This window comes from Chromobacterium sp. CCUG 30098 (assembly GCF_059916605.1).
This window is the reverse complement of sequence record NZ_JAUCGS010000005.1, coordinates 171,151-194,567: the sequence shown is the minus strand read 5'-3', so window position 1 is coordinate 194,567 and position 23,417 is coordinate 171,151. Positions and strand designations below refer to the sequence as shown.

Below are 23,417 nucleotides of genomic sequence, written 5' to 3'. Positions count from 1 at the left end.
ACAAAATGAGAGGCTTTTGAATATTAGGAATGGGTTGATGATGAGAAAATTATTGTTTTGCGCCTTGGTGTTCAATCTATTGCTAGCCAATGTCGGTATCGCCGAAAGTTTGAAAACCCGCTATGGCACGGTTTCTGAAGATGGCGCTGGCCAACTGCACTTAGGCAAGAAACTACTGCATGACGCGGATGGTAATAATATTTATCTGCAAGGAAGCTTTCAGCTCAAGGACAAGGATGTGGTCTTGTTCAATAGCCATTGCGGTGGCAGCGGCTGTGAGGAGCAAAGCTTTTATCTGCTGACGGTAAGCAAGGGAGGTGCTAGCAAAAAATTCAAGCTGGGGGATTTCTCCATGGGTGCCGAGGCGACTGCCCGTGTTGAAGGCGAACGTTTGAAAGTGGTTTTCAGTCCGGAAAACGGTAGACAGGAAACCGTGGTTTTTGATGGTGAAAAGCCGGCGAAGACGGTTAAGCGCATCAAGTCCAAAGCGGAACTCAGCAAGGAGAACTGCCAGTGGGTTTATAAGTACGCCGATTCATGTGTGGACGCCGGTCAAAACGGAAATGATTGTAATGCGAAGCTGCGCGATAATTTTCCCGGCTGGAGCGCACGCGGTATCGCCGAGCTTGACGATAGCTACAAGCCGGCGGCCTTCGATAAGGCTTGCCGTTCAATGTGTCTGGCCAAGCGTAAGAATATGGGCTTTGATGCTTTTGCCAAGAGCGTGTGCAAATCGTGATGTTCTAGCTTCTAAAGAGAGCTTGGATATAAAAATGCCGGTACCCGTGGAAGGGGCCGGCATTTTTCATGGTCAGCGTTCAGGGCTGGGCCGGCTTGATCGCCATCCCGCGCGCCAATAGCCGGGCGCTGTCGCGGCACCAGTCGTCGATCAGGCTTTCCAGGCTTTCCAGCTTGACCGCCTCGCCGCGCTGGCGGCTCTTGTCGCTTTTGCGCAGATTGACGCTGCCGGCCAGCAGCTTGCCGTTATTGGCGTCTTCCAGTTGTCCCATGCTGGCCACCTTGGTCAGATAGGGTTCCTTGCCGGCGGCCAGCCGGCCCAGATTGAACACCGCCTTGATCGGCAGGATGTCCAGCGGCTCCACGCCCGGCCGTTCCTGAGCCATGCCGGTGACGGCCACGCGCAGGCGGGCGCTGTCCGGCAGCGCCTCGCGGCTGACCGGGATGCCGACCTTGTGCAACTCCTCGGTCATCCGCCGCTGAAAATAGGCGGCGATCCGGTTTTCCTCGCCGCTCTGCAGCAATTGCCAATCGCCGTCAGCCTGGTGGCGCATGAAGTACAGCGGTTCCACCACGATGGATTTGTAAGCGCTCAGCTGCGCGTCCGGCGCCCGGTACAGCTTTTGCGAGGCGTCGCGGTCCGCGGCCTTGAAGGCGGTCAGCGGCAGGCTGAACACGGTCTGCGGGGCCGCGGCGTCTTGGGCCAGAGCGGGCAGGGCGGCCAGCAACAGCAGGCCGAAGGTGAGGGTCTTGCGCATGAGGCGTTCCTGTTTCATGGGGTATGAGGCTTGCGGCGATGCTTGCGGCAACCGCGGCTAGACCGGCGGCGCGGCGCGGGCGTTCCCCGGCTTCACACATCTTTGCATTCCGCCATCATCATGCTAGCAGCCGGCCAGGGCGATGCGCGATTTTGATCTTGAGCATTGAATACCACATTAATACCAGTTAGCCTGTGCCCACGGTGGCATGCGGATGACGATTGGGAGTCGCGGCGATAGCGTTTCGCCGCGCGGCGCGCCACGCAAATCGCAGAGGTGAGCATGAGGACGAAACAACTATTGGCGGCGGGCCTGTTGTCGGCCAGCGCGCTGGCTTGGGCGCAGCCGGATGTCGCGGCGATGGCGCGGGACCTGTCGCTGGCGGTGGCGGTGGACAGCAATAAGGGCGCGGCCGCCGGCGCGCGCTGCGTGGAACTGGGCGCGGACTGGGGCAGTTGTCTGAAAGGGCGGCTGATCCTGCAAAACCATGGCTCGGTCGCGGTGCCGGCCAAGGATTGGACCTTGTATCTGCACAGCATCCGGCGGCTGTTGAAGCTGGACAGCCCTGACTTCGAACTGAGTCATCTGACCGGCGATCTGTACCGGCTGACGCCCAAGCCCGGCTTCGCCGGCATCGCCGCCGGCGCCAAGCTGGAACTGCCCTTGGTGGCCGAGTACTGGATGTTGCACAACAGCGACGTGTTGCCGCGGCCCTACCTGGTAACCGACGGCCAGGCGCCGGCGGTGCTGGCGCGCAATGACGACGACGACGCCAGCTATCTGCTGCCGCTGCCGGGCGATGAATGGAAGTCGCCGGCGGGCGAAGCGCGGCCCCTGATGGACGCCGCCGAGCGTTATCGCGAATTCGCGCGCCGCGGCCCGCAACTGGCCGCCGCCGATGTGGCCGCGCGGGTGATTCCCGCCGCGCTGCGCGTCAAGCCGGACGGCGGCAAGACGGCGGCCGCGGGGCTGAGCTGGCGGCTGTCGGCGCTGGCTCCGGACGCGCGCGCGGCGCTGGCGCAACGCAGCCGCCAGCTGGGCCTGGCCGGGCAGGGCCTGCCGGTCAGCGGCGCGGTGGTCAAGGGTTTGCCGGCCGACATCGCCGTCGCCGGCGGTTACCGCTTGCGGGTGGGGCGCGGCGGCGCGCGCATAGACGCGCATGACGCCGCCGGCCTGTTCTACGGCGCGCAGACCCTGCTGGGCCTGATGCCGCAAGGCGGCGGCGAGATCCCGACGCTGACGCTGGAGGACGCGCCGCGCTACGCGCACCGCGGCTTCATGGTGGACGTGGCGCGCAATTTCCGTCAGCCGGCCACGCTCAAGCGCCTGATCGAGCAGATGGCCGCCTACAAGCTCAACAAGCTGCATCTGCATCTGTCCGACGATGAAGGCTGGCGCTTGCAGATCAACGGCCTGCCGGAATTGACCGAGGTCGGCGCGCGCCGCTGTCACGATCTGAACGAGGACCGCTGTCTGCTGCCGCAACTGGGGTCCGGTCCGGACAACCGTTCCGGCGGCGGCTATTTGAGCCGCGAGCAGTATGTGGAATTGCTGCGTTACGCCAAGGCGCGCTTCATCGAGGTGATTCCGGAAATCGACATGCCGGCGCACGCGCGCGCGGCGGTGATGGCGATGGAGCGGCGTTATCGCCACCTCAGCCAGTTGGAGCAGCCGGAAGCCGCCTCCGCCTACCGGCTGATCGATCCGCAAGACCGTTCCAACACCTTGTCGGTGCAATTCTACGACCGTCACACCTATGTCAATCCCTGCGTGCCCGGCGTGCCGCGCTTCGTCGACAAAGTGGTGTCGGAAGTGGCCGCCATGCACCGCGAGGCCGGCGCGCCGCTGGCGGTCTGGCACTTTGGCGGCGACGAGGCCAAGAACATCTTGCTGGGCGGCGGTTTCCAGGACCTGTCCGGCCAGGACCCCGGCAAGGGCAAGATCAAGCTGGCGGAGCAGGACAAGCCCTGGGCGCGCTCGCCGGCCTGCCGCGCGCTGCTGGCGGAGCGGCCGGGGAAAACCGTCGCCGATCTGCCCTTGCAGTTCGCCGAGGACGTCAGCCGCATCCTGGCGCGGCACGGCATCGCCACGATGGGCGCCTGGCAGGACGGTTTGAAAGGCGCGAAATCGCCCAAGGACTTCGCCACCGCCAAGGTGATGGTCACTGAGTGGGACGCCTTGTTCTGGGGCGCGGCCAAGGAAGCGCACGAGTTCGCCAACAAGGGTTTTGAGACCGTGCTGGCGATGCCGGATTATTTGTACTTCGACTTCCCCTATGAGTTGAACCCCAAGGAACGCGGCTATTACTGGGCCTCGCGTGCCACCGACAGCTACAAGGTGTTCAGCTTCGCACCGGACAATCTGCCGCAGAACGCCGAGGTGATGACAGACCGTCAGGGCAAGGCCTTCGAAGTGCCCAGCGAGGCCGGGCCGGCGCGCTTCGCCGGCATCCAGGGCCAGGCCTGGAGCGAGGTGATGCGCAGCGACGCCCAGTTTGAATACATGGCCTATCCGCGGCTGTTGGCATTGGCCGAGCGCGCCTGGCACCGCGCGGGCTGGGAACGGCCTTATCGCCAGGGCGAGCGCTATCAGCTGGGCGTCAGCCATCTGGTGGACCGCGCGGCCTTGAACCGGGATTGGCAGCAGTTCGCCGCAGTGCTGGGTTGGCGCGAGGCGGCCAAACTGGAGCGCGCCGGCATCGGTCTGCGCATCGCGCCGCCGGGCCTGGCGAGCGGGGCGGCGGCGGTGCTGACGGAGTTCCCCGGCCAGGCGCTGCAGTTCTCGCCGGATGGGCGCAACTGGACGCCGTACCGGCCGGGCCTGGGCGCGGAAGCGCCTTATTGGCGCGGCATCAGCGGCGACGGCGCGCGCTTTAGCCGGCAGGAGGCGCGCGGCGGCGACTGAGCGCCGATGCGGGCAAGACAGGGACGCTCGGGCCGCCGGCCCGGGCGTTTTTCATGGTTGAGCGGTTTCCCGGCGTTGATAAGACAATAGAGTTGATCTATCTTGATGATCCCGCAGCGCGCCGGAGGGCGGCGTTTACAGCCGGATTGAGCACAGTTGCCCTCTGTAATGGATGTTGTCGGACAAAATTTATTGCGCTGTATCAAAGAATGTATACGCCGGTGTCGCAAACCGGATATGGATTTGCGACGGGCTTACCTTAGAATCATTGAAACTTCATGAAATCATCGATAAAGCCGGCATCACGACCGGTCCGGCCAGCCGCTTGGGATTTCATGATACGGATAAGAAACGACGATAGAGCAGGAAGGGAACCATCAAGATGAGCAATACTGTAACGCGCGCCGATTTCGACCAGGTCATGGTCCCCAATTACGGTCCGGCCGGTTTCATCCCGGTCAAGGGCCTGGGTTCCCGCGTATGGGACCAGAGCGGCCGCGAATTCATCGATTTCGCCGGCGGCATCGCCGTCAACTCGCTGGGCCATTGCCACCCGCAGCTGGTGGCGGCCTTGACCGAGCAGGCTTCCAAGCTGTGGCATGTGTCCAATGTGTTCACCAACGAGCCGGCCTTGAAGCTGGGCAAGCTGCTGACCGAGTCCACCTTCGCCGAGCGCGTGTTCTTCTGCAACTCCGGCGCGGAAGCCAATGAAGCCGCGTTCAAGCTGGCGCGCAAATACGGTTCCGATCACTTCGGCCCGGAAAAGAACCAGATCCTGGCCTGCAAGAACTCCTTCCACGGCCGCACCCTGTTCACCGTCAGCGTCGGCGGCCAGCCCAAGTACACCGAAGGCTTCGGCCCGGTGCCGGGCGGCATCGCCCACTTCGAATACAACGACATCGAATCGCTGAAAGCGGCCATCTCCGACCAGACCTGTGCGGTGGTGATCGAACCCATCCAGGGCGAGGGCGGCGTGATGCCGGCCGACAAGGCCTTCCTGGAAGCCGCGCGCCAGCTGTGCGACCAGCACAACGCGCTCTTGGTGTTCGATGAAGTGCAAAGCGGCGTCGGCCGCACCGGTTCGCTGTTCGCCTATCAGGAATACGGCGTGACCCCGGACATCCTCAGCTCCGCCAAGGGCATAGGCGGCGGCTTCCCGATCGGCGCGATGCTGACCACCGAGAAAGTGGCCAAGAGCTTTGGCATCGGCACCCATGGCTCCACCTACGGCGGCAACCCGCTGGCCTGCGCGGTGGCGCACAAGGTGCTGGAGCTGGTCAAGGAGCCGGCGGTGCTGGACGGCGTGCGCGCCAAGCACCAGTGCTTCGTCGACGGCCTGAACGCGATCAACGCCAAATACCAGGTGTTCAAGACCGTGCGCGGCATGGGCCTGCTGCTGGGCTGCGTGCTGACCGACGCTTACGCCGGCCGCGCCAAGGAGTTCCTGAAAGCCGCTGAAAAGCAGGGCCTGATGTTGCTGGTGGCCGGCCTGAGCGTGGTGCGCCTGGCGCCGTCGCTGGTGATCGAGGATCAGGACATCGACGAAGGCCTGGCGCGTTTCGACGCGGCCATCGCCGAACTGGTCGCCGGTCGATAAGCGCCCGCGGCACTGATTCCGGGCGGCCGCCGGCCGCCCTTGCTCCAAGACACAATACCGTTATCCGCCCACGCTCCCGCCCCTGGCAGGCGCGCGGGTGATGCTGCGCCGCGGTCCCGCCGCGGCCCGGCCGGATTTCAGCGATAGGGGAGATGTCCCATGCTTACCGTGCGTCCCGTCCGCACCTCCGATCTGCCCGCCATCGAACGCATGGCGGTGGCCAGCGGCATCGGCGTCACCAGCTTGCCCAATAACCGGGAAAAGCTGTTCGAGCGCATCCAGCAGTCCGTGTCCGCCTTCGAGCACGAGGCCACCGGCGACTCCGGCTGCGAATACTATATGTTCGTGCTGGAGGAGGGCGGCCAGGTGCTGGGCACCGCGTCCATCAACGCTTCCGCCGGCTTCGACGAGCCCTTCTACAGCTACCGCAGCGAAATCTTCGTGCACGCCTCGCGCGCGCTGAAGGTCAACAACCGCGTGCACGTGCTGAATATGTGCCACGACCTGACCGGCATGGTGCAGCTGTGCGGCTTCTACGTGGACGGCCATCTGGAGCCCTTGGCCGCCGAGCTGCTGTCGCGCGCCCGGCTGCTCTTCATCGCCAGCAAGCGCGAGCGCTTCGGCCGCCGCGTGATCGCGGAGATGCAGGGCATTCACGACGACGCCGGCCAGTCGCCGTTCTGGAACGCCATCGGCCGCCGCTTCTTCAATATGGATTTCCTGCAGGTGGAACAGGCCTTCGTCAGCCACAGCAAGACCTTCATCGCCGAGCTGATGCCCAGCTATCCGATCTACGTGCCCTTGCTGCCGGACGAGGCGCAGCATGCCATCGGCCAGATCCACGCCAGCTTCGAGCGCTCCTGCCAGCTGCTGTGCAATGAGGGTTTCGAAGCCGACAACTATATCGACATCTTCGACGGCGGCGCGGTGCTGACCGCCGAGGTGGACCGGCTGAAAACGCTGGAAAACAGCCGCTGCTACCCGGTGGAAGTGCTGGCCAGCCTGCCGGAGCAGGCGCAGCCGCAGTTGTTGAGCAATCTGGAGTCCAGCGAGTTCGCCGCCGCGGTGTGCCGCGTGGCGGTGGTGGACGGCGTGGCCTTCATCAATCCCGACGCCGCCCGCGCGCTGGGCCTCGCCAGCGGCGGCCAGGTTCAAGTGGCCGGGTTGCAGCAGAAGGAGTCCGCAGCATGATGTTCATCCGCCCCGTAGCCCACAAGGACCTGGACGGCCTGATGAATCTGGCGCGCAGCGCCGGCGTCGGCCTGACCTCGCTGCCGGTCAACGAAGAGCGGCTGTCGCGCCGCATCGCCCGCTCGGTGCTGTCTTTCGCCGGCGAGCTGGACAAGGCCGACCAAGGCTATGTCTTCGTGATGGAAGACGGCGCCACCGGCGCCATCGCCGGCATCTGCGCGCTGGAAGCCGCGGTGGGCCTGAAGGAGCCGTGGTACAACTACCGCGTCGGCACCATCGTCCACGCGTCCGAGGAGTTGGGCGTGTATTCGCGCCACGACACCTTGTTCCTGTCCAACGACCACACCGGCTATTCCGAGCTGTGCACGCTGTTCCTGCACCCGGACTACCGCGCCAACCGCAACGGCGGCCTGCTGTCCAAGAGCCGCTTCCTGTTCCTGGCGCAGTTCCCGCAGCTGTTCGGCAAGCTGGTGGTGGCCGAGATGCGCGGCGTGTCCGACGAGGCCGGCCGCTCGCCGTTCTGGGAGGGCCTGGGCCGCCACTTCTTCTCCATAGACTTCGCCCACGCCGATTACCTGACCGGCGTCGGCCAGAAGGCCTTCGTCGCCGAGCTGATGCCCAAGCATCCGGTCTACATCGACTTCCTGCCGCCGGAGGCGCAGGCGGTGATCGGCCAGACCCATGAAAACACCCGCCCGGCGGTGGCGATGCTGGAATCCGAAGGCTTCCGCTACGAGGGCTATGTCGACATCTTCGACGCCGGCCCGACGGTGCAGACCTATACCAGCGAAATCCGCGCGGTGAAGGAAAGCGCGACGGTCGCGGCGCGGCTGGCGGACCCGCTGCCGGAAGGCGACAAGAACTTCTACCTGGTGTCCAACGACTCGCTGGCCGGCTTCCGCGCCGTCCTGGCCGAGACGCTGGCGCCCACCCATGAAATCCTGCTGACGCCGGAACAGGCGCAGGCGCTGAACGTGGAAGAGGGCGGCCATCTGCGCTGCGTCGCGCTCTACCCCAAGGAGAATGCATAGTGAGCAGCTTATTCATCAACGGTCAGTGGCAGGAAGGCGCCGGCGCGGCGCTGAGCAAAACCAATCCGGCCGACAATAGCCCGCTATGGCAGGGCCGCGCCGCCGACGCCGCCCAGGTGGACGCCGCTGTGGCCGCCGGCCGCGCCGCGTTCAAGCACTGGGCGCGCACGCCGCTGGACGCGCGCGTGGCGGTGGCCAAGCGCTTTGGCGAACTCCTGAGCGCCAATAAGGACGCGCTGGCCCGCGTCATCGCCCAGGAAACCGGCAAGCCCTTGTGGGAAGCGCAGACCGAAGTGACCACCATGGTCAACAAGGTGGACATCTCGCTGAAGTCCTACCACGAGCGCACCGGCGAACGCGCCGCCGCCATGGGCGACGCCCAGGCGGTGCTGCGCCACAAGCCGCACGGCGTGGTGGCGGTGTTCGGCCCTTATAACTTCCCCGGCCACCTGCCCAACGGCCACATCGTGCCGGCGCTCTTGGCCGGCAACGCGGTGATCTTCAAGCCGTCCGAACTGACGCCGTGGACGGCGCAGGAAACGGTGCGCTTGTGGGCCGAAGCCGGCCTGCCGGCCGGCGTGATCGCGCTGCTGCAAGGCGCGCGCGACACCGGCGCGGCCTTGGCCGGCCACGCCGGCATCGACGGCCTGTTCTTCACCGGCAGTTCCGCCACCGGCGCGCTGCTGCACAAGAACTTCGCCGGCCATCCGGACAAGATCCTGGCCTTGGAAATGGGCGGCAACAATCCGCTGATCGTGGAGGGTGTCCAGGACATCGACGCCGCTGTCCACCACATCGTCCAGTCCGCCTTCGTCTCCGCCGGCCAGCGCTGCACTTGTGCGCGCCGGCTGCTGCTGCCGCAAGGCGCCTGGGGCGACGCGCTGCTGGCGCGGCTGGTGGAGGTGGCGGCCAAGCTGCGCGTCGGCAAATACGACGCCGAACCGGCGCCCTTCATGGGCGCGGTGATCTCCAGCGCCGCCGCCGAGGCGCTGCTGCAAGCCCAGGCCGCGATGCTGGCGGCCGGCGGCAAGGCGCTGCTGGAGATGCGCCGCTTGACGCCGGACGCGGCGCTGCTGAGCCCGGGCATCATCGACACCACCGCCGCCGCGCGTCCGGACGAGGAATACTTCGGCCCGCTGCTGCAAGTGATACGCTACGCCGATTTCGATCAGGCCATCGCCATCGCCAACGACACCCGCTTCGGCCTGGCCGGCGGCGTGCTGTCCGACGAGCGCGCGCTGTACGAACGCTATCTGCTGGAAAGCCGCGCCGGCGTGGTGAACTGGAACAAGCCCTTGACCGGCGCGTCCAGCGCCGCGCCCTTCGGCGGCGTCGGCGCCTCCGGCAACCATCGCGCCAGCGCCTATTACGCCGCCGACTACTGCGCCTACCCGGTGGCCTCGCTGGAATGCGACAGCCTGACCGTGCCGGCGCAGCTGTCTCCCGGCATGGTGTTTTAAGAGCGCCCCCTCTCCCCCGCCCCTCTCCCCTTGCGGGAGAGGGGCGGGGGAGAGGGGGCGTGTAGTCAACGCAAAAGAGTTAGGTGGCGAGAAGGGGCCAGATGGCCGTCCCGCCATTCAGATGGATTGAGGCAAGGGAGCATTCTCCAAATGAACGCCTATGAAGTGAATTTCGACGGCCTGGTGGGCCCGACCCACAATTACAGCGGCCTGTCCTTCGGCAATGTGGCGTCCACCAGCAACGTCAGCGCCGCGTCCAATCCCAAGCTGGCCGCCAAGCAGGGCCTGGCCAAGATGAAGGCCTTGCACGACCTGGGCTTCAAGCAGGGCGTGCTGGCCCCGCACGAGCGTCCGGACGTGGCCAGCCTGCGTCTGCTGGGCTTTGGCGGCAGCGACGCCGAGGTGGTGGCGCGCGCCGCCAGGGAAGCGCCGGCCATCCTGGCCGCGGCCTGCTCGGCCTCCTGCATGTGGACCGCCAACGCCGCCACCGTCAGCCCGTCCGGCGACACCGCCGACGGCCGCGTGCATTTCACCCCGGCCAATCTGAACAATAAATTCCACCGTTCGATCGAGCATCCGACCACGGGCCGGCTGCTGCGGGCGATGTTCGCCGACGAGTCCCGCTTCGCCGTGCATCCGGCGCTGCCGGCGCAGATGCACTTCGGCGACGAGGGCGCGGCCAACCACACCCGTTTCTGCGCCGAGTACGACGGCGCGGGGGTGGAGTTCTTCGTGTTCGGCGCGGCGGCTTTCGACGCCCGCTATCCCAAGCCGGCCAAGTTCCCGGCGCGCCAGACCCTGGAAGCCTGCCAGGCGGTGGCGCGCTTGCACGGCCTGAGCGCGGAGCGCGTGGTCTACGCGCAGCAGGACCCGGACACCATAGACGCCGGCGTGTTCCACAACGACGTGATCTCGGTGGGCAACCGCCAGGTGCTGTTCCACCACGAGAAATCCTTTGTCGACCAGCACAAGGTGCTGGCCGAGCTGAGCGCCAAGCTGGCGGCGGTCGGCGGCCGCTTCGTGTCGGTGGAGGTGCCGGCGGCGGAGGTCAGCGTCGAGGAGGCGGTGAAGAGCTATCTGTTCAACAGCCAGCTGCTGTCCAAGCCGGACGGCAAGATGATCATCGTGGTGCCGGAAGAGTGCCGCAATCAGCCGCGCGTCTGGGCCTACCTGGGCAAGCTGGTCGCCAGCGGCGGTCCCATCGACGAGGTCAAGGTGTTCGATCTCAAGCAAAGCATGCAGAACGGCGGCGGCCCCGCCTGCCTGCGGCTGCGCGTGGCGCTGTCGGCGGCGGAAATCGCCGCGCTCAATCCCAAGGTGCTGATGAGCGACGCGCTGTTCGCCACGCTCAACGGCTGGGTGGATCGCCATTATCGCGATCGCCTGAGCAGCGAAGACCTGGCCGATCCGCAGCTGCTGATCGAAAGCCGCACCGCGCTGGACGAGTTGAGCGGCATCCTGGGCCTGGGTTCGGTGTACCCCTTCCAGCTGGTTTGAGCCACCATCAAGCCCCCTGATTACAAGTCAGAGGCTCTAGCAAAACAGGCCGGGATTCCCGGCCTGTTTTGCGTTTGAAGCGGCGGCGTCCGCCCGGATGCGCCGCTCTTGTCGTCGGGATGATGACAGCCTTTCTTTCACCGAAAACTGTCCTGATTAATGGTATCTATTTGACGAATATCATCTATTTTTGGTTTTTAATGTTGTTTGACATGACAAAAGTCATGTGATAACTTGAATGACATTGGAATATATTGATCGATACGGCTTGCGGATTTCGGCCTCTTAGCCACGGAGGACGTGGGTTTGCGGCGCGGCCGTCCGCGGCGGCGCAGCGGATTGGCGTTTGGCGAGGGCGGAGACGAAACGAGGCCTGAGGCGTTTCTACAACGGGATACGGCCTGGCCTTTGGTACTGGTCTGGACGAAATAGCGGAGGTTCATGCCGGAGCGGGCGGCGTTTCGCCCCCGGCGATGTTTTGGCGGTTTTGCGGTTGTTGTTGATTGCGAATGAGAGTGCCGGTTGGATTTTCCGCCGCTGCGATACGCAGTTCATCGCGGCTCCTTTTGTCTTGCATACACTTCAAGTGCCAATACACCATGAAATATCACTGCATCGGCATCGGCAGCGGGCCGTCCAATCTGAGCGTGGCTTCGCTCTTGCATGGCCAGCACGACATCAAGAGCATCTTCTTCGAACAGAAAGCGGCGTTCACCTGGCACGACGGCATGATGATTCCCGGCGCGGGGCTGCAAGTCTCCCTGTTCAAGGATCTGGTCACGCTGGCGGACCCGACCAACCGCTTTTCCTTTGTGTCCTATCTGCATCAGCACGGCAGATTGCTGCAGTTTCTCAATGCGCGTTTCGATCAGGTGTCGCGGCTGGAGTTTCGCGACTATCTGAAATGGGCGGCAGAGAGCAACGGCAATATCTGCTTTGGCGAGCGGGTGCTGGAGGTCGATTTCGACGGCGGCGCCTTCGTGGTGCAGACCACGAAGCGAAGGGTGCAGGGCGACAACGTGGTCGTCGGCGTCGGCATTGTGCCGGAGGTGCCGGACTTCGCGCGCTCCTGTCTCGACGACAGCACGCATTTCCACGTCAATGAGTTCGCCGCCAAGGCCGGCGTCGCGGCGGGCAAGCGCGTGCTGGTGATAGGCGGCGGCCAGTCCGGCGCCGAGGTGGTGCTGGATTTGCTGCGCCGCGGCGGCGGCCAGGCGCCGGCGGCGCTGAGCTGGCTGTCGCGGCGGGAGAATTACTTCCCGCTCGACGATTCCCCGTTCACCAACGATCTGTATACGCCCACCCATTCCAATTATTTTTACGAGCAGGACGAAATCTTCCGCAGCGCCTTCATCAAGCGCAATCTGCTCAGCAGCGACGGCATTTCCGAATGCACCTTGCGCAGCCTCTACCAACAGATCTACTCGCTGCGCTTCATCGAACGCTCGCCTATCGACATCCGCCTGCTGCCCTTCCGCGAGGTGCGCGCCATCGGCCGGAACGGCGAGCGCTGGTCCATCGCCGCCCGCCATCTGGGCGCCAACGCGCCGGAAACGCTGGAAGCGGACGTGGTGATCTGGGCCAGCGGCTTCAAGCCGGCGCCCACGCCCTTCCTGCAGCCGCTGCGGGAGCGCCTGGAGCGCGAGGGCGAGGAAATCGCCGTCGACCGCGATTACGCGGCGCTGGGCAAGCTGCCGCGCAATCGCAGCCTGTTCATCCTGAACGCCATCCGCCAGCAGCGCGGCCTGGCCGATCCCAATCTCAGCCTGACCGCCTGGCGCAGTCAGATCGTCATCAACCGCATGCTGGACGCGCCGCGCGCCGGCGATGTCGACGCCGCCTTCGTGTCCTGGGCGCCGCTGGCCTCGGCGCGCGCGGACGAGCGCAAGAACAAGAGGGAATGGGCATGACGGCGCCCCGCATCGTCGTCGTCGGCGGCGGCATCCTCGGCTGCACGATAGCCGCGCGCCTGCTGGAGCGCGAGCCGCGGGTCCGGCTCACCCTGGTGGACCGCGGCCTGGTCGGCGCGGGAGCGTCGATGTATTCCGCCGGCGTCCATTTCCCGGTGGGACGCTCCGAGCGCGTGCGCCAACTGAGCGCGGCCAGCGCGGATTACTACCAGACCTTGCGCGCCCGCCATCCGCAGCTGCCCATGCACGGTTTCGACTTTTTCGTCGCGGCCGGCGCGGCCGACGCCGATGAGGTCCGCGCCCGCTGCGCCGGCCTGCTGCCCTTGTCGGCGGAGGAACAGTCGCGCGTCGCGCCGGATCTGCCGGCCGGCCGCGAGCTGTGGCGGATGCCGGATTGCCATGTGACGGATGTGCAGGGGCTGGCCTTATGGCACGCGCAGCGTCTGCGTGGCCGCGCCGAGGTGTTGGAAGGCGTGGGGGTCGAGGCGCTGGACGAGAGCGCCGACGGCGCTCGCCTGAGCTTGTCCAGCGGCCGGGAGCTGGCCGCCGACGCCGTGGTGCTGGCCCCCGGGCCGTGGGTCAACGAGGGCTGCTGGAGCGGGCTGACCGCCGGGCTAGGCGTCCGCGTCAAGAAAGTGGTGGCCCTGCATCTTCAGCGGCCGGCGGAGGAGGGGGCCGCGCTGTTCTTCCCCGCCGAGGACGCTTTTCTGGCGCCGCTGCCGCACCGCGGGCATTGGCTGTTCAGCTACACCTGCCAGCAATGGGACGTGTCGCCGGAGCAGTGCCGGCAGGCAGGGGTGGAGGCTCGCGAGATCGCCGAGGCGCGCGAGGCGCTGCGGGGCGTCGCGCCGGCGCTGGCGCCGCTGCTGAGCTCGGGCCGGGTGTTCTGCGACGCCTACAGCCCAAGCCGCGAGCCGCTGGCGCAATACCTCGGCCGCCATCGACGCGTTCTGTTTGTCGGAGCGTGCAACGGCTCCGGTTACCGGCTGGCGCCCGGCGTCGCCGCGGAAGCCGTCGCCCTGCTCAATCACACTCTCACCAAGGGATAGCCGATCATGCACATCATAGAATTGAACGAAGCGCAGCGGTCGCCGGCTTTCGGCATCGAGATGGCGTCCATCGCCGGCCTGGGCGAGCAGGAGCAGGTGCGGCTGGCCTACGGCGTCGTCGAGCCCGGCGGGGAAAGCCAGCCACACAAGCACGACGAGCTGGAAGCCTTTCTGATTCTGAGCGGCGAGGGCGTCATCGACGCCGACGGCCGCTCCCAGCCGGTGCGCGCCGGCAGCCTGGTGCTGTTCAAACCGTTTGAAAAACACGTGTTGCGCAATACCGGCGGGCAGCCGCTGCGCTTCTGCGACTTCTACTGGCGGGACGCGGCCAAACGCGAGGCCGCCGCGCAGGACAACGGCGCCGCGCGTCTGAAAGGGCGGCCGGTATTCGTGTTTTCCACGCCGCCCACGCCCAACGGCGATCTGCACCTTGGCCATCTGTCCGGGCCCTATCTGGGCGCCGACGTCTATGTGCGCTTCCTGCGCGCCAGCGGACACGAGGCCTACCACCTGACCGGCAGCGACGATTACCAGAGCTATGTGGTGGGCCGCGCCCGCCAGGAAAACAGCAGCCCTCAGCAAGTGGCCAGCCATTATTCGGCGGCGATCCAGTCCACGCTGGATCTGATGGACATCCATCTCGATCAATACACCGTCACCACCCGGGACCCGGCTTACGCGGCCGGCCTGCGCGATTTCTTCTCGCGCCTGGTGCGGGGCGGCGCGCAGCTGCGTTCCGACGCGGCGCTGTTCGACGCCGAAACCGGCGATTATCTGTACGAGGTGGACGTTTCCGCCAAGTGTCCAAGCTGCGGCTCGCCCTGCGGCGGCAATATCTGCGAGGAGTGCGGCGAGCCCAACAACTGCGTGGATCTGGACGCGCCGCGTTCGCGGCTGTCGGACGCGACGCCGGTCACCGGCGCCATCCGCCGCTACATGATCAATCTGTCCGCCTTCAAGGACGCGGTGGAGCAGCATCAGCGCCTGGGCAAGGTGTCGCCGCGCCTGCAGCAATTGGCTGAGCGGGTGCTGGCGCGCAAGGACTATTGGGTGCCCATCACCCATCCGGCGCAATGGGGCGTGCCGCCGGCGGAGGAGGTCGAGGGCGAGCAGGTGATCTGGGTGTGGCCGGAAATGGCTTACGGCTTCCTGTACGGCATCGCCGAACTGGGCGGCCGGCTGGGCAAGCCCTGGCAAGCCGACCGGCCGCAGCCGGACTGGAAGATCGTCCACTTCTTCGGCTACGACAACAGCTATTACCACTCCATCCTGTACCCGGCCTTGTACCGGATGGCCTTCCCGGACTGGCAGTGCGACATCGACTACAACGAGAACGAGTTCTACCTGCTCGACGGTCTGAAGTTCTCCACCAGCCGCCGGCACGCGGTATGGGGCAAGGACATCCTGAGCCCTGACAGCGTGGACGCGGTGCGCTATTACCTGGCGCGCACGCGCGGCGAGCAGGAGCGGACCAATTTCACGTTGGAGGATTTCCATGCGTGCGTGGAGCGGACGCTCTTGGGCCAGTGGCAGGCCTGGCTGAGCGGCCTGGGCGAGCGCTTGCGGCAGGATTTCCAGCAACGCGCGCCCGACGCCGGCAACTGGACCGCCGCTCACACCGCCTATTTCGACGCGCTGAGCAACCGGCTGACCAGCCTGAGCACCCATTACGGCGCAGACGGTTTCACGCTCAACCGCGTGACGGAAGAGCTGGACGGGCTGGTGGCCGGCGCGCTGCGCTTCGCCAAATCGAACGAGCGCATCCGTCGGAATCCGGCGCTGCGCGACGAGTACCGGACCGCGGTCGCGCTGGAGCTGGCCACGGCCCGCCTGCTGGCTCAGGCCGCCGGCCCGCTGATGCCGCGCTTCGCCCAGCGCCTGGGCCGCGCCCTGGGCATGGAAGGCGTCGACGTCTGGCCGGAAAGCGTGGAGCTGTCGCCGCCGGGCGCCGCTCTGGACTTGGCAGAGCAGCGCTTTTTCACGCCGCTGCGCCGGGCGGGCGCGGCGGAGGAAGGGCGGTCATGAGCGAGATGAGGTCTCAAGCGCCGCGCGGCCCGGACGTCGATCTGGTCAACGCCGTCGCGCTGCGCGGATGCGATGACGAGCGACATGTGATCCGCTTCCGGCAAGACGGCGTCGTGCGCGCCTGGACGCTGGCCGAGCTGGACCGCAAGGCGGCGCGCGTGGCCCGGCGCTTGCATGCGCTGGGCCTGCGTCCGCGCGACCGGGTGGGCATTTTATCGCGCAATCGGATCGAATTCGTGCTGCTGGATCTGGCCGTCCTGAAACTGGGGGCGGTGACCGCCGGCTTCGAGGCCGGGCGTTTCGAGCCGGCGCGCATCGTGGACCTTTACGGCTTGAAAGCCTTGTTCGCCGAGGGCGTGGACCGCTCGGGCGCGGTGTTCGACATCGCCGAAGTCCAGGCCTGGGCCGAACACGCCGAGGCGGACGCGACGGAGCGACCCTTGCACGCCGGCTACGACCCGGCCGACGTGCTGGCGATCAAGTTCACCTCGGGCAGCACCGGCGCGCCCAAGGGCCTGGAAGCCACCGTCGCCAGCGTCAACAGTTCCATCAATGAAGTGCAGGCGATGTTCGGGCATGGGGACGGCGACAATCTGCTGGTGTTCCTGCGGCTGGCCTTGCTGCAGCAGCGCTACTGGATTTATTCGGCGCTGGCGTTTGGACACGACCTCACGCTTTCCGATCTGGATCAGGCGCTGGACATGGCCAAGGCCTGCCGGCCCACCGTCGTCATGGGCGTGCCGGGCTTTTACGAAGCCTTGCGCGCCAGCCTGTCGCAGCGGCACGGGGACGCCGATTCCGCCGCCCGCGGCGCGCAGATACAGGCCGCGCTCGGCGGGCGCGTCCGTTATCTGTGGACCGGCTCCGCTCCGGCCAGCCGGACGGTGCTGGAATTCTTCAACCATGCCGGCGTGCCGCTGTACGAGGGATACGGCAGCAACGAGGCCTGCATCGTCGCCAAGAACCATCCCGGCGCCTTCCGCCTGGGCAGCGTGGGCAAGGTGCTGCCCAACAAGTCCATCCGTTTCGACCAGGACGGCGTCTTGATCGTGGCCAGCCGCCATCCGGTCAACTGCCGCTATACCTGGTGCGATCCCGGCGTCAGCGAAAAAAGCTTCCTGCCCAGCGCCGAGGTCAAGACCTGGGATCTGGGCCATGTGGACGAGGATGGTTTCCTGTACATCCACGGCCGCGTGGACGACGTCTTGACCATGGCCAGCGGCCGCAATGTGCTGGCGAGGCCGCTGGAGGAGGGCTTGCGCCGGCACCCGGACGTGCACGAATGCGTGTTGTACGGCACCGGCAAGCCCTTCATCACGGCCATCCTGTCCCCGGCCTTGGCCGGGGCGGACGCCGAGGCTTTGCGCCGGCATATCCGGGCGCTGAACGAGGATGTTTTCCAGGAGGCGCGCATCCTGGCGGCGCTCATCGTCGACGAGCCGTTTTCCATCGAGAACGGCCTGCTGACTTCTCAATTCAAGCCCAAGCGCAAAATGATTCATCAGCGCTATATGGCGCAGCTGGACGACATCTATGCGCGCCACGCGCGGACGCCGGAAGCGTTTTCGGCGGACGCGGCGTATGTGCGGGATGGCCGGGCGCCGCAGCCCTCTTTCTGATACGCGGCCCGCTTAAACCTATGCAAGGAGCGATACATGACTTGGCGTAATTTGAAGGACCTCACCCTGGAAAACGAACGCGTGCGCTTGCGCCGGATTCAGATCGGCGATTACGCGGCGTTCGAGCGCATCGTGTTCGAGCCCGCCATCTGGGAGTACTTCGTCGCCCGCATCCAGACGCCGGACGATCTGGGCCGCTTCGTCGAGCAGGCGATACAGGACACGCTCAACGGCAGCCGCATCGTGTTCGCCATCATCGACCGCCAAACGGACCGCATCGTCGGCAGCACCGCTTACGGCAATCTCGCCGAGGGCGAGCGCCGCCTGGAGATAGGCTGGTCCTGGCTGTGCCGGGACGCGCGGCGCACCGGCATCAACCGCGCGGTCAAGTTCGAACTGCTCAAGCACGCGTTCGAAGCGCTGGAATGCGAGCGCGTGGAGTTCAAGACCGATGTGCTGAACGCCGGCGCGCGCGCGGGCCTGGCCGGCATCGGCGCGACGGAGGAAGGCGTGCTGCGCAGCTTCAACTTCATGCCCGGCGGCCGTCGCCGCGATGTGATCTATTACAGCGTGCTGCGCCAGGAATGGGAGCGGGTCCGCGCCGAACGCTTCCCGGCGCTGGCCGCCGCGGCAAGCCGTTGAGCGGCCGGGCCGGCATCAAGATGGACGCCCCCGACATGTCCGCGAGCCCGCAGATGAAAACCGAAGACTTCGTCTTTAGCGCCGGCGAGCACTGGCTGGCCGCCACCCGCGTGCAGCCGGACGCCGGCGCGGCAAGCAGCGTCCTCACCCTGCACGGGCTGGGCCAGACCGCGAACCGGCACACCATACGCTATGTGCTGGACCACCTGGCCGGGCACGGCCTGGGCTCGGTGTGCTTTGAATTCTCCGGCAACGGCGACAGCAGCGGGGCGCTGGAAGAGGCCTGCCTGCGGCGTCGTTACGAGGAAACGCTGGCCGCCGCGGAACACCTGGACAAGCGCGAGCCGCTGACCCTGATCGGCACCAGCATGGGCGGCCATCTCGCCGCCTGGGTCGCGCCGGTGCTGAAGCCCGCCTGCCTGGTGCTGTTCTGCCCGGCAAGCTATCCGGCCGACGCCGCCGAATCCCGTTTCGACGGCGGCCTGGCCCGTCCCGGCCCCTATCCGGACTCCCCGGCCTATGCCGGCCTGCGCGAATTCAGCGGCGACTTGCTGATCATAGGCGCCGGCAAGGACGCGGTGGTGCCCGCCGAGACGCTGGACGGCTATCTGGCCGCGGCCATGAACGCCCGCAGCAAGAAGATGGTCTGGCTGGACGACTGCGAGCATTTCATCCATCGCTGGCTGCCGCATCAGGACGCTTTGCGGCCGCAAGTGCTGACGACGATAAGGGACACCATTCTGCGGGCGCGCGCCCGCCAATAAGACCCACTAACAAAACCCCTGATCCCATGTTGCGCCGCCTTGTCGTACGACTTGTACTGTCCGCGTCGGCGCGCCTTGGCTCAGGTTTTCTGCGAGGTTTTGTTAGCGGCTCTAAGTCTATTGGAGGAATCCATGCAACACGCTCCCGTTCTGATCGAAGCGAATATCCTGAAGCGGCGCGATGTCGCCAGCCTGGAGATCGTTGAAAACGCGTTCTCCAGCGGCCCCGTCGCCGAGGCCTTGCGCCGGGCGCCGGGCATCGAGCGCCGCCGGGGCTTGAGCAAGGAGGCGTTCGACCGCGAATACCGCCACCAGCAGCGGCCGGTGATTCTGGAAGGCTACGCCGCCGACTGGCCGGCGGTGCGCCATTGGAGTTTCGAGCATCTGGCCAAGCGCTGCGGCGCGACGCCGGTGGTGGTCAACAGCTATAGCAGCCAGCGTTCCGCCCAGGCCAGCTTCGCCGAGTTCGTCGACATGCTGATGCGCAACGAGGGGCCGGAGGCGACGCCCATCTATCTGCAGGAATGGTATTACCAGGCCTCCTGCCCCGAGCTGGCCGCGGACATGCCGGAACTGGACATCGCCCAATACGATTTCCGCCGCGATCTGTACGGCGAGGTGATTTCCACCAATCACCAGCTCTGGCTGGGCCAGCGCGGCGGCGTCACCCGGCTGCATCAGGACTCCTACACCATCGACGTCATGCATGTGCAGCTGGTGGGGGAAAAACACTGGACCGTCTTGGGGCCGCAGGCGATGTTGCCGGAAACGGAGACGGGGGGGGCCGATCTGCAAGCGCTGGCCGACGATCCCGCCGCCCAGCTGATGCAATGCACGCTGAAGCCCGGCGACGTGCTCTATCTGCCGGCGCTGTGGTTCCACCGCATCAAATTGCTGAGCAACTCCATCGGCCTGGGACGGAAGTGCCTGGACCAGGCCAATCTGCAAACCCATATCCGGCAACGGATGGCGGAGCTGCTGGCGCTCGCCCTCAATCCGGAAGAGGTCAAGCTCACCCATCCCGAACTGTTCAATGTGGTGATGATGCGCAACCGGGTCTGGGCCAAGCGCATGGGCATCGATTTGTCGAAACTGCGCCCATGATCCGGCTTTCGCCCCGCGGTGCGGGACACCTCATCAGGAGAAAATAAATGAAGCAAGCGCATGTATTGGTTGTCGGGGGATTGAACCACACGCTGGACAGGCTGGAGCAATTGGGCGGCCGCTATTCGATGATGCAGATCCCTGAGCGCGTCAATGAGCGCCAGTACGGCGCGGCGGTGCGCTACGCGGTGATGGATTACGAAGACATGGAGGAGGTCTTGCTGCTGGCGCGCGCCTGGCACGCCAAGGACCCGTTCGACGCGGTGGTGTCCTTCACCGAATACGGCCTGCATCCGGCGTCGCAATGCGCGATCGAGCTCGGCGTCGCCGGCGACAATCTGGAAGCGGTGCTGAACACGCGCGACAAGATCAAGATGCGGGAGCTGCTGGGCCGCCACGGCCTGAGCCCGGTGCGATACCAGGTCTGTCAAAGCCTGGACGACGCGAGAAGCTTTTTCCGCTCGCTCAACGGCGAGGCCATGGTGCTGAAGCCGTATGCCGGCGGCCTGAGCGAGGGCGTGTTCTTCGTGGATGAGGACGCGCATCTGGAGGCGCGCTGGAACGGCTCCCGCGCGGTGATGGACGGGCCGCTTCTGGCGGAGGAGTTTCTGCACGGCCCGGAGTACAGCGTGGAATCGCTGTCCATCAACGGCCGGCATGAGATCGCGATGATCACCGAGAAAGAGGTCACGGCGCTGCCGCGCTTCATCGAGCTGGGCCACCAGGTGCCGGCGCGGCTGGACGAGGCGCAGCAGGCGGCGGTCAAGGCCTTGGTCAGCCGTTTTCTGGACGTCATCGGCCAGAAAACCGGGCCCGCGCACACCGAGATCCGCCTGACGCCGTCCGGGCCCAGGATCATCGAATCGCAAACCCGGATAGGCGGCGATCAAATCTGGGAAATGTGCGAGCTGGTCAGCGGCGTCAACCTCACCGGCGAGACCATCGCGGCGCTCACCGATCTGCCGCGGCCCGAACGCAAGCCGGCGGCCAAGGCCGCCGCCATCCGCTTCTTCTCCTACGAAAACGCCCGCATTCTGGACGTGAGCGGCGTCGAGCAGGCGAAAAGCGCCCAGGGCGTGATCCGGGTGGAATGCCAGCTGCACGCCGGCCTGCGCTGCGAGACGCTTAAATCGTCCAATTCCCGCCAGGGCTACGCGCTGTGCGTGGGCGACTCGATAGAGCGGGCCGTCGCCAACGCGGAGGCCGCGCGCGACGCGGTGCGGGTGGAGTGGGAAGCGCTGAGCGCGGAGCAGGGTGGACTTTGAACCGTTTCTTGGACAACTCGAATAAAGACAGGCAAGCATGAACTCGCATCCGGTCCGGCGCAGCGTGTTGTACATCACCGCGCATTACATCATGACCTATCTCGGCTACTACGGCCTGGTCTCCACCCTGGTGGTCACGCTCAACAAGGCCGGGTTCAGCGCCGAACGGATCGCCATGCTGGTCATCCTGTTCACCTTGACGACCAAGGCAGCGAAGATACCGCTGGCGCCGTGGCTGGACCGGATGGCGGCGACGAAGTCCGTGCTGATAGGCTGCGTCATGGCCGCGGTCGGTTTCTTGCTCTTGTATTCGGCCAAGGATTTTTATTTGACCGCCTGTGCGCTGGCCCTGTCCGGCACCGGCATTTCCATCAACGCGCTGGCGAGCAAGCAGCTGGCCGCGGCGACCAGCGATATGATGGACAACCGCGCCAAGCTGTTCTCCATCACCTATATCGGCATCAATATCGCGGCGGCGGCGGCGGCGCCGCTGGCTCTGTACCTGGCGGCCAAGGGGCAGTACCAGCTGGTGTTGATCGGCATCGCCGTCTCCTACTGTGTGGCCGGGGTGGTGACCTTCCTGAACTTCGGCAAGCTGGGCATGAAGCGCCCCGGCGGCGGCGCGCCGTCGTTTCTGGCTTATTGGAAGCTGCTCTACGTGCCCGGCATTCCCCCCTTCCTGCTGATCAATTTCTTTTGCTGGCTGCTGTACGGCCAGCTGTTCAACGTGCTCGCGCTCTATGTCTCGGAAACGCTGGCCCAGCCGGGCAAGCTGGGCTGGCTGTACACCCTGAACGCCTTGCTGGTGATCGGGCTTCAGCTCTTGGTCACCCATCTGGCCCACCGCTGGAGCGGCGGCAAGCCGCTGGGCATTGTCCGTTCCTCCTACGCCACCTTCGCGCTGGCCTTCATCATGCCCTTCATGCTTCCGGGCTATACCGGCGCGCTGGCCTTCGTGCTGCTGTTCACCTTCGCCGAGATGATGTTCGCGCCCAGCATGGACGTGCTGCTGCTGTCCTTGATCGGCAAGGAGAGCCGGGCGGTCGCTTACAGCGTGCTGTCCATCAGCACCGCGCTGGGGGAGTCGCTGGGCGGGGGCATGGGCGTCGCGGTTTACCGCTGGATGGCGGATTACGGCCATGCCGGCCAATTCTGGCTGGCGCTCGCCGGCTTGTCGCTGCTGTGCATCGCCGTCGCCTATGTGTTGCAGGAGTCGAGCGCCGGCTTGCGCGCGCAGGCGGCGGGCGCGGCTTAGAACCTGTTTACGATCTGCTGCGCGTCGTGAGACGTGACACGGTGAGTACCGCTTCGAAATGCTCATGTACCGTGTGTACACTCCGCTTTCTCAGCTGTTTTCGCCTTGTCTCGCCTTAGCTCGCGAGATCGTAAACACATTCTGAGCGACGCGCAGCAGAGCGTAAACCGCTATTCAGTGGCGGATCTGGGTGCTGCCGGCCTCGGCCAGCGCCTCCAGCAATAGGGCGGTGCTGGCGCCGGGCAGGCTGAACGGGTCCAGGCGCGCCTGGGCGGAATAGCGCAGCAGCAGCGAGGCGTTGAGTTTTTCCATCATCACCTCCGCCATGCTCCAGTTGGCGAAGCGGCGTTGCTCCATTTCCTGGTAGTCCAGCAGCGTCAGGCATTGATGGCGCGGATCATGGGCCAGTTTCTGGTACAGCAGATTGACCTCGGCGCGGCCGCCTTCCAGCGATTGCACGAATACGTCCTTGCTGTAGCACAGCACCCCGGTGATGCCCTGGGCCGGATTGTATTTGCGCGCGGCGATCATGATGTCGTCCACCAGATCGCTGTCTATGGATTTGTGCGCGCGGCTGCAGTAGGTCAGGCGTACCAGCATGATGTGCC

Annotated in this window: 18 protein-coding genes; 16 read left to right on the top strand and 2 right to left on the bottom strand. The window is 65.7% G+C overall.

Features of this window, described 5'->3' with window-relative positions; all coding sequences use genetic code 11:
* Positions 1-37: 37 nt before the first annotated feature.
* Positions 38-739, top strand: a complete 702-nt coding sequence (locus tag QUG03_RS13385) for a hypothetical protein (RefSeq protein ID WP_488905297.1) — start codon at positions 38-40, stop codon at positions 737-739.
* 79 nt (positions 740-818) lie between these two features.
* Here QUG03_RS13385 and QUG03_RS13380 read toward each other — a convergent pair whose 3' ends face one another.
* The gene (locus QUG03_RS13380) at positions 819-1,496 is read right to left on the bottom strand and encodes a DUF3313 domain-containing protein (protein WP_227107495.1); all 678 of its coding nucleotides are present in this window, start codon (positions 1,494-1,496) and stop codon (positions 819-821) included.
* 282 nt (positions 1,497-1,778) lie between these two features.
* Between QUG03_RS13380 and QUG03_RS13375 the strand changes: the two genes are divergently transcribed.
* The 15 genes from QUG03_RS13375 (at position 1,779) to QUG03_RS13305 (ending at position 22,809) form a co-directional block, all read left to right on the top strand.
* Complete coding sequence (locus tag QUG03_RS13375) at positions 1,779-4,400, top strand: family 20 glycosylhydrolase (protein WP_500820204.1); 2,622 nt, start codon at positions 1,779-1,781, stop codon at positions 4,398-4,400.
* A gap of 382 nt (positions 4,401-4,782) precedes the next feature.
* The gene (locus QUG03_RS13370; RefSeq protein ID WP_500820203.1) at positions 4,783-5,997 is read left to right on the top strand and encodes an aspartate aminotransferase family protein; all 1,215 of its coding nucleotides are present in this window, start codon (positions 4,783-4,785) and stop codon (positions 5,995-5,997) included.
* Positions 5,998-6,156: 159 nt separating this feature from the next.
* The gene (aruF, locus tag QUG03_RS13365) at positions 6,157-7,188 is read left to right on the top strand and encodes an arginine/ornithine succinyltransferase subunit alpha (protein WP_253315265.1); all 1,032 of its coding nucleotides are present in this window, start codon (positions 6,157-6,159) and stop codon (positions 7,186-7,188) included.
* Positions 7,185-8,219 carry an arginine N-succinyltransferase gene (gene astA, locus QUG03_RS13360; RefSeq protein ID WP_107800111.1) on the top strand — a complete coding sequence of 345 codons (1,035 nt, stop codon included), beginning with the start codon at positions 7,185-7,187 and terminating at the stop codon, positions 8,217-8,219. Before aruF ends, astA begins: the two co-directional genes overlap by 4 nt.
* On the top strand, positions 8,219-9,679 hold the full coding sequence (astD, locus tag QUG03_RS13355; RefSeq protein ID WP_227107501.1) for a succinylglutamate-semialdehyde dehydrogenase: 1,461 nt from the start codon (positions 8,219-8,221) through the stop codon (positions 9,677-9,679). The genes astA and astD overlap by 1 nt, the downstream gene beginning before the upstream one ends.
* A gap of 150 nt (positions 9,680-9,829) precedes the next feature.
* Positions 9,830-11,176, top strand: coding sequence for an N-succinylarginine dihydrolase (gene astB / locus QUG03_RS13350; protein ID WP_486636823.1), 1,347 nt, complete (start codon positions 9,830-9,832; stop codon positions 11,174-11,176).
* A gap of 599 nt (positions 11,177-11,775) precedes the next feature.
* Entirely contained in the window at positions 11,776-13,086 is a 1,311-nt protein-coding gene (locus tag QUG03_RS13345; RefSeq protein WP_488878320.1) for a lysine N(6)-hydroxylase/L-ornithine N(5)-oxygenase family protein, read from the top strand.
* Entirely contained in the window at positions 13,083-14,135 is a 1,053-nt protein-coding gene (locus QUG03_RS13340) for an NAD(P)/FAD-dependent oxidoreductase (protein ID WP_500820202.1), read from the top strand. Before QUG03_RS13345 ends, QUG03_RS13340 begins: the two co-directional genes overlap by 4 nt.
* A gap of 6 nt (positions 14,136-14,141) precedes the next feature.
* The gene (locus QUG03_RS13335) at positions 14,142-16,160 is read left to right on the top strand and encodes a class I tRNA ligase family protein (RefSeq protein ID WP_235089505.1); all 2,019 of its coding nucleotides are present in this window, start codon (positions 14,142-14,144) and stop codon (positions 16,158-16,160) included.
* Complete coding sequence (locus tag QUG03_RS13330; protein WP_500820201.1) at positions 16,157-17,779, top strand: AMP-binding protein; 1,623 nt, start codon at positions 16,157-16,159, stop codon at positions 17,777-17,779. The genes QUG03_RS13335 and QUG03_RS13330 overlap by 4 nt, the downstream gene beginning before the upstream one ends.
* 36 nt (positions 17,780-17,815) lie before the next feature.
* Complete coding sequence (locus QUG03_RS13325) at positions 17,816-18,421, top strand: GNAT family N-acetyltransferase (protein ID WP_107800104.1); 606 nt, start codon at positions 17,816-17,818, stop codon at positions 18,419-18,421.
* A gap of 35 nt (positions 18,422-18,456) precedes the next feature.
* Entirely contained in the window at positions 18,457-19,185 is a 729-nt protein-coding gene (locus tag QUG03_RS13320; protein WP_235089503.1) for an alpha/beta hydrolase, read from the top strand.
* A 132-nt stretch (positions 19,186-19,317) separates the two neighbouring features.
* A complete protein-coding gene (locus tag QUG03_RS13315; RefSeq protein ID WP_107800102.1) occupies positions 19,318-20,289 on the top strand; it encodes a cupin-like domain-containing protein in 972 nt (323 codons plus the stop codon).
* 47 nt (positions 20,290-20,336) lie between these two features.
* A complete protein-coding gene (locus tag QUG03_RS13310) occupies positions 20,337-21,554 on the top strand; it encodes an ATP-grasp domain-containing protein (RefSeq protein WP_500820200.1) in 1,218 nt (405 codons plus the stop codon).
* Between the two features lie 37 nt (positions 21,555-21,591).
* Positions 21,592-22,809, top strand: coding sequence for an MFS transporter (locus QUG03_RS13305; RefSeq protein WP_227107514.1), 1,218 nt, complete (start codon positions 21,592-21,594; stop codon positions 22,807-22,809).
* A 174-nt stretch (positions 22,810-22,983) separates the two neighbouring features.
* Here the strand turns inward: QUG03_RS13305 and QUG03_RS13300 are convergent, their stop codons facing one another.
* Positions 22,984-23,409, bottom strand: a complete 426-nt coding sequence (locus tag QUG03_RS13300) for a BLUF domain-containing protein (protein WP_107798585.1) — start codon at positions 23,407-23,409, stop codon at positions 22,984-22,986.
* Positions 23,410-23,417: the final 8 nt, after the last annotated feature.

Coding starts and splice junctions, on each gene's coding strand:
- QUG03_RS13385 (WP_488905297.1), top strand. CDS start 38: ATGATGAGAAAATTATTGTTTTGCGCCTTGGTGTTCAATCTATTGCTA.
- QUG03_RS13380 (WP_227107495.1), bottom strand. CDS start 1,496: ATGCGCAAGACCCTCACCTTCGGCCTGCTGTTGCTGGCCGCCCTGCCC.
- QUG03_RS13375 (WP_500820204.1), top strand. CDS start 1,779: ATGAGGACGAAACAACTATTGGCGGCGGGCCTGTTGTCGGCCAGCGCG.
- QUG03_RS13370 (WP_500820203.1), top strand. CDS start 4,783: ATGAGCAATACTGTAACGCGCGCCGATTTCGACCAGGTCATGGTCCCC.
- aruF (WP_253315265.1), top strand. CDS start 6,157: ATGCTTACCGTGCGTCCCGTCCGCACCTCCGATCTGCCCGCCATCGAA.
- astA (WP_107800111.1), top strand. CDS start 7,185: ATGATGTTCATCCGCCCCGTAGCCCACAAGGACCTGGACGGCCTGATG.
- astB (WP_486636823.1), top strand. CDS start 9,830: ATGAACGCCTATGAAGTGAATTTCGACGGCCTGGTGGGCCCGACCCAC.
- QUG03_RS13345 (WP_488878320.1), top strand. CDS start 11,776: ATGAAATATCACTGCATCGGCATCGGCAGCGGGCCGTCCAATCTGAGC.
- QUG03_RS13340 (WP_500820202.1), top strand. CDS start 13,083: ATGACGGCGCCCCGCATCGTCGTCGTCGGCGGCGGCATCCTCGGCTGC.
- QUG03_RS13335 (WP_235089505.1), top strand. CDS start 14,142: ATGCACATCATAGAATTGAACGAAGCGCAGCGGTCGCCGGCTTTCGGC.
- QUG03_RS13330 (WP_500820201.1), top strand. CDS start 16,157: ATGAGCGAGATGAGGTCTCAAGCGCCGCGCGGCCCGGACGTCGATCTG.
- QUG03_RS13325 (WP_107800104.1), top strand. CDS start 17,816: ATGACTTGGCGTAATTTGAAGGACCTCACCCTGGAAAACGAACGCGTG.
- QUG03_RS13320 (WP_235089503.1), top strand. CDS start 18,457: ATGTCCGCGAGCCCGCAGATGAAAACCGAAGACTTCGTCTTTAGCGCC.
- QUG03_RS13315 (WP_107800102.1), top strand. CDS start 19,318: ATGCAACACGCTCCCGTTCTGATCGAAGCGAATATCCTGAAGCGGCGC.
- QUG03_RS13310 (WP_500820200.1), top strand. CDS start 20,337: ATGAAGCAAGCGCATGTATTGGTTGTCGGGGGATTGAACCACACGCTG.
- QUG03_RS13305 (WP_227107514.1), top strand. CDS start 21,592: ATGAACTCGCATCCGGTCCGGCGCAGCGTGTTGTACATCACCGCGCAT.
- QUG03_RS13300 (WP_107798585.1), bottom strand. CDS start 23,409: ATGCTGGTACGCCTGACCTACTGCAGCCGCGCGCACAAATCCATAGAC.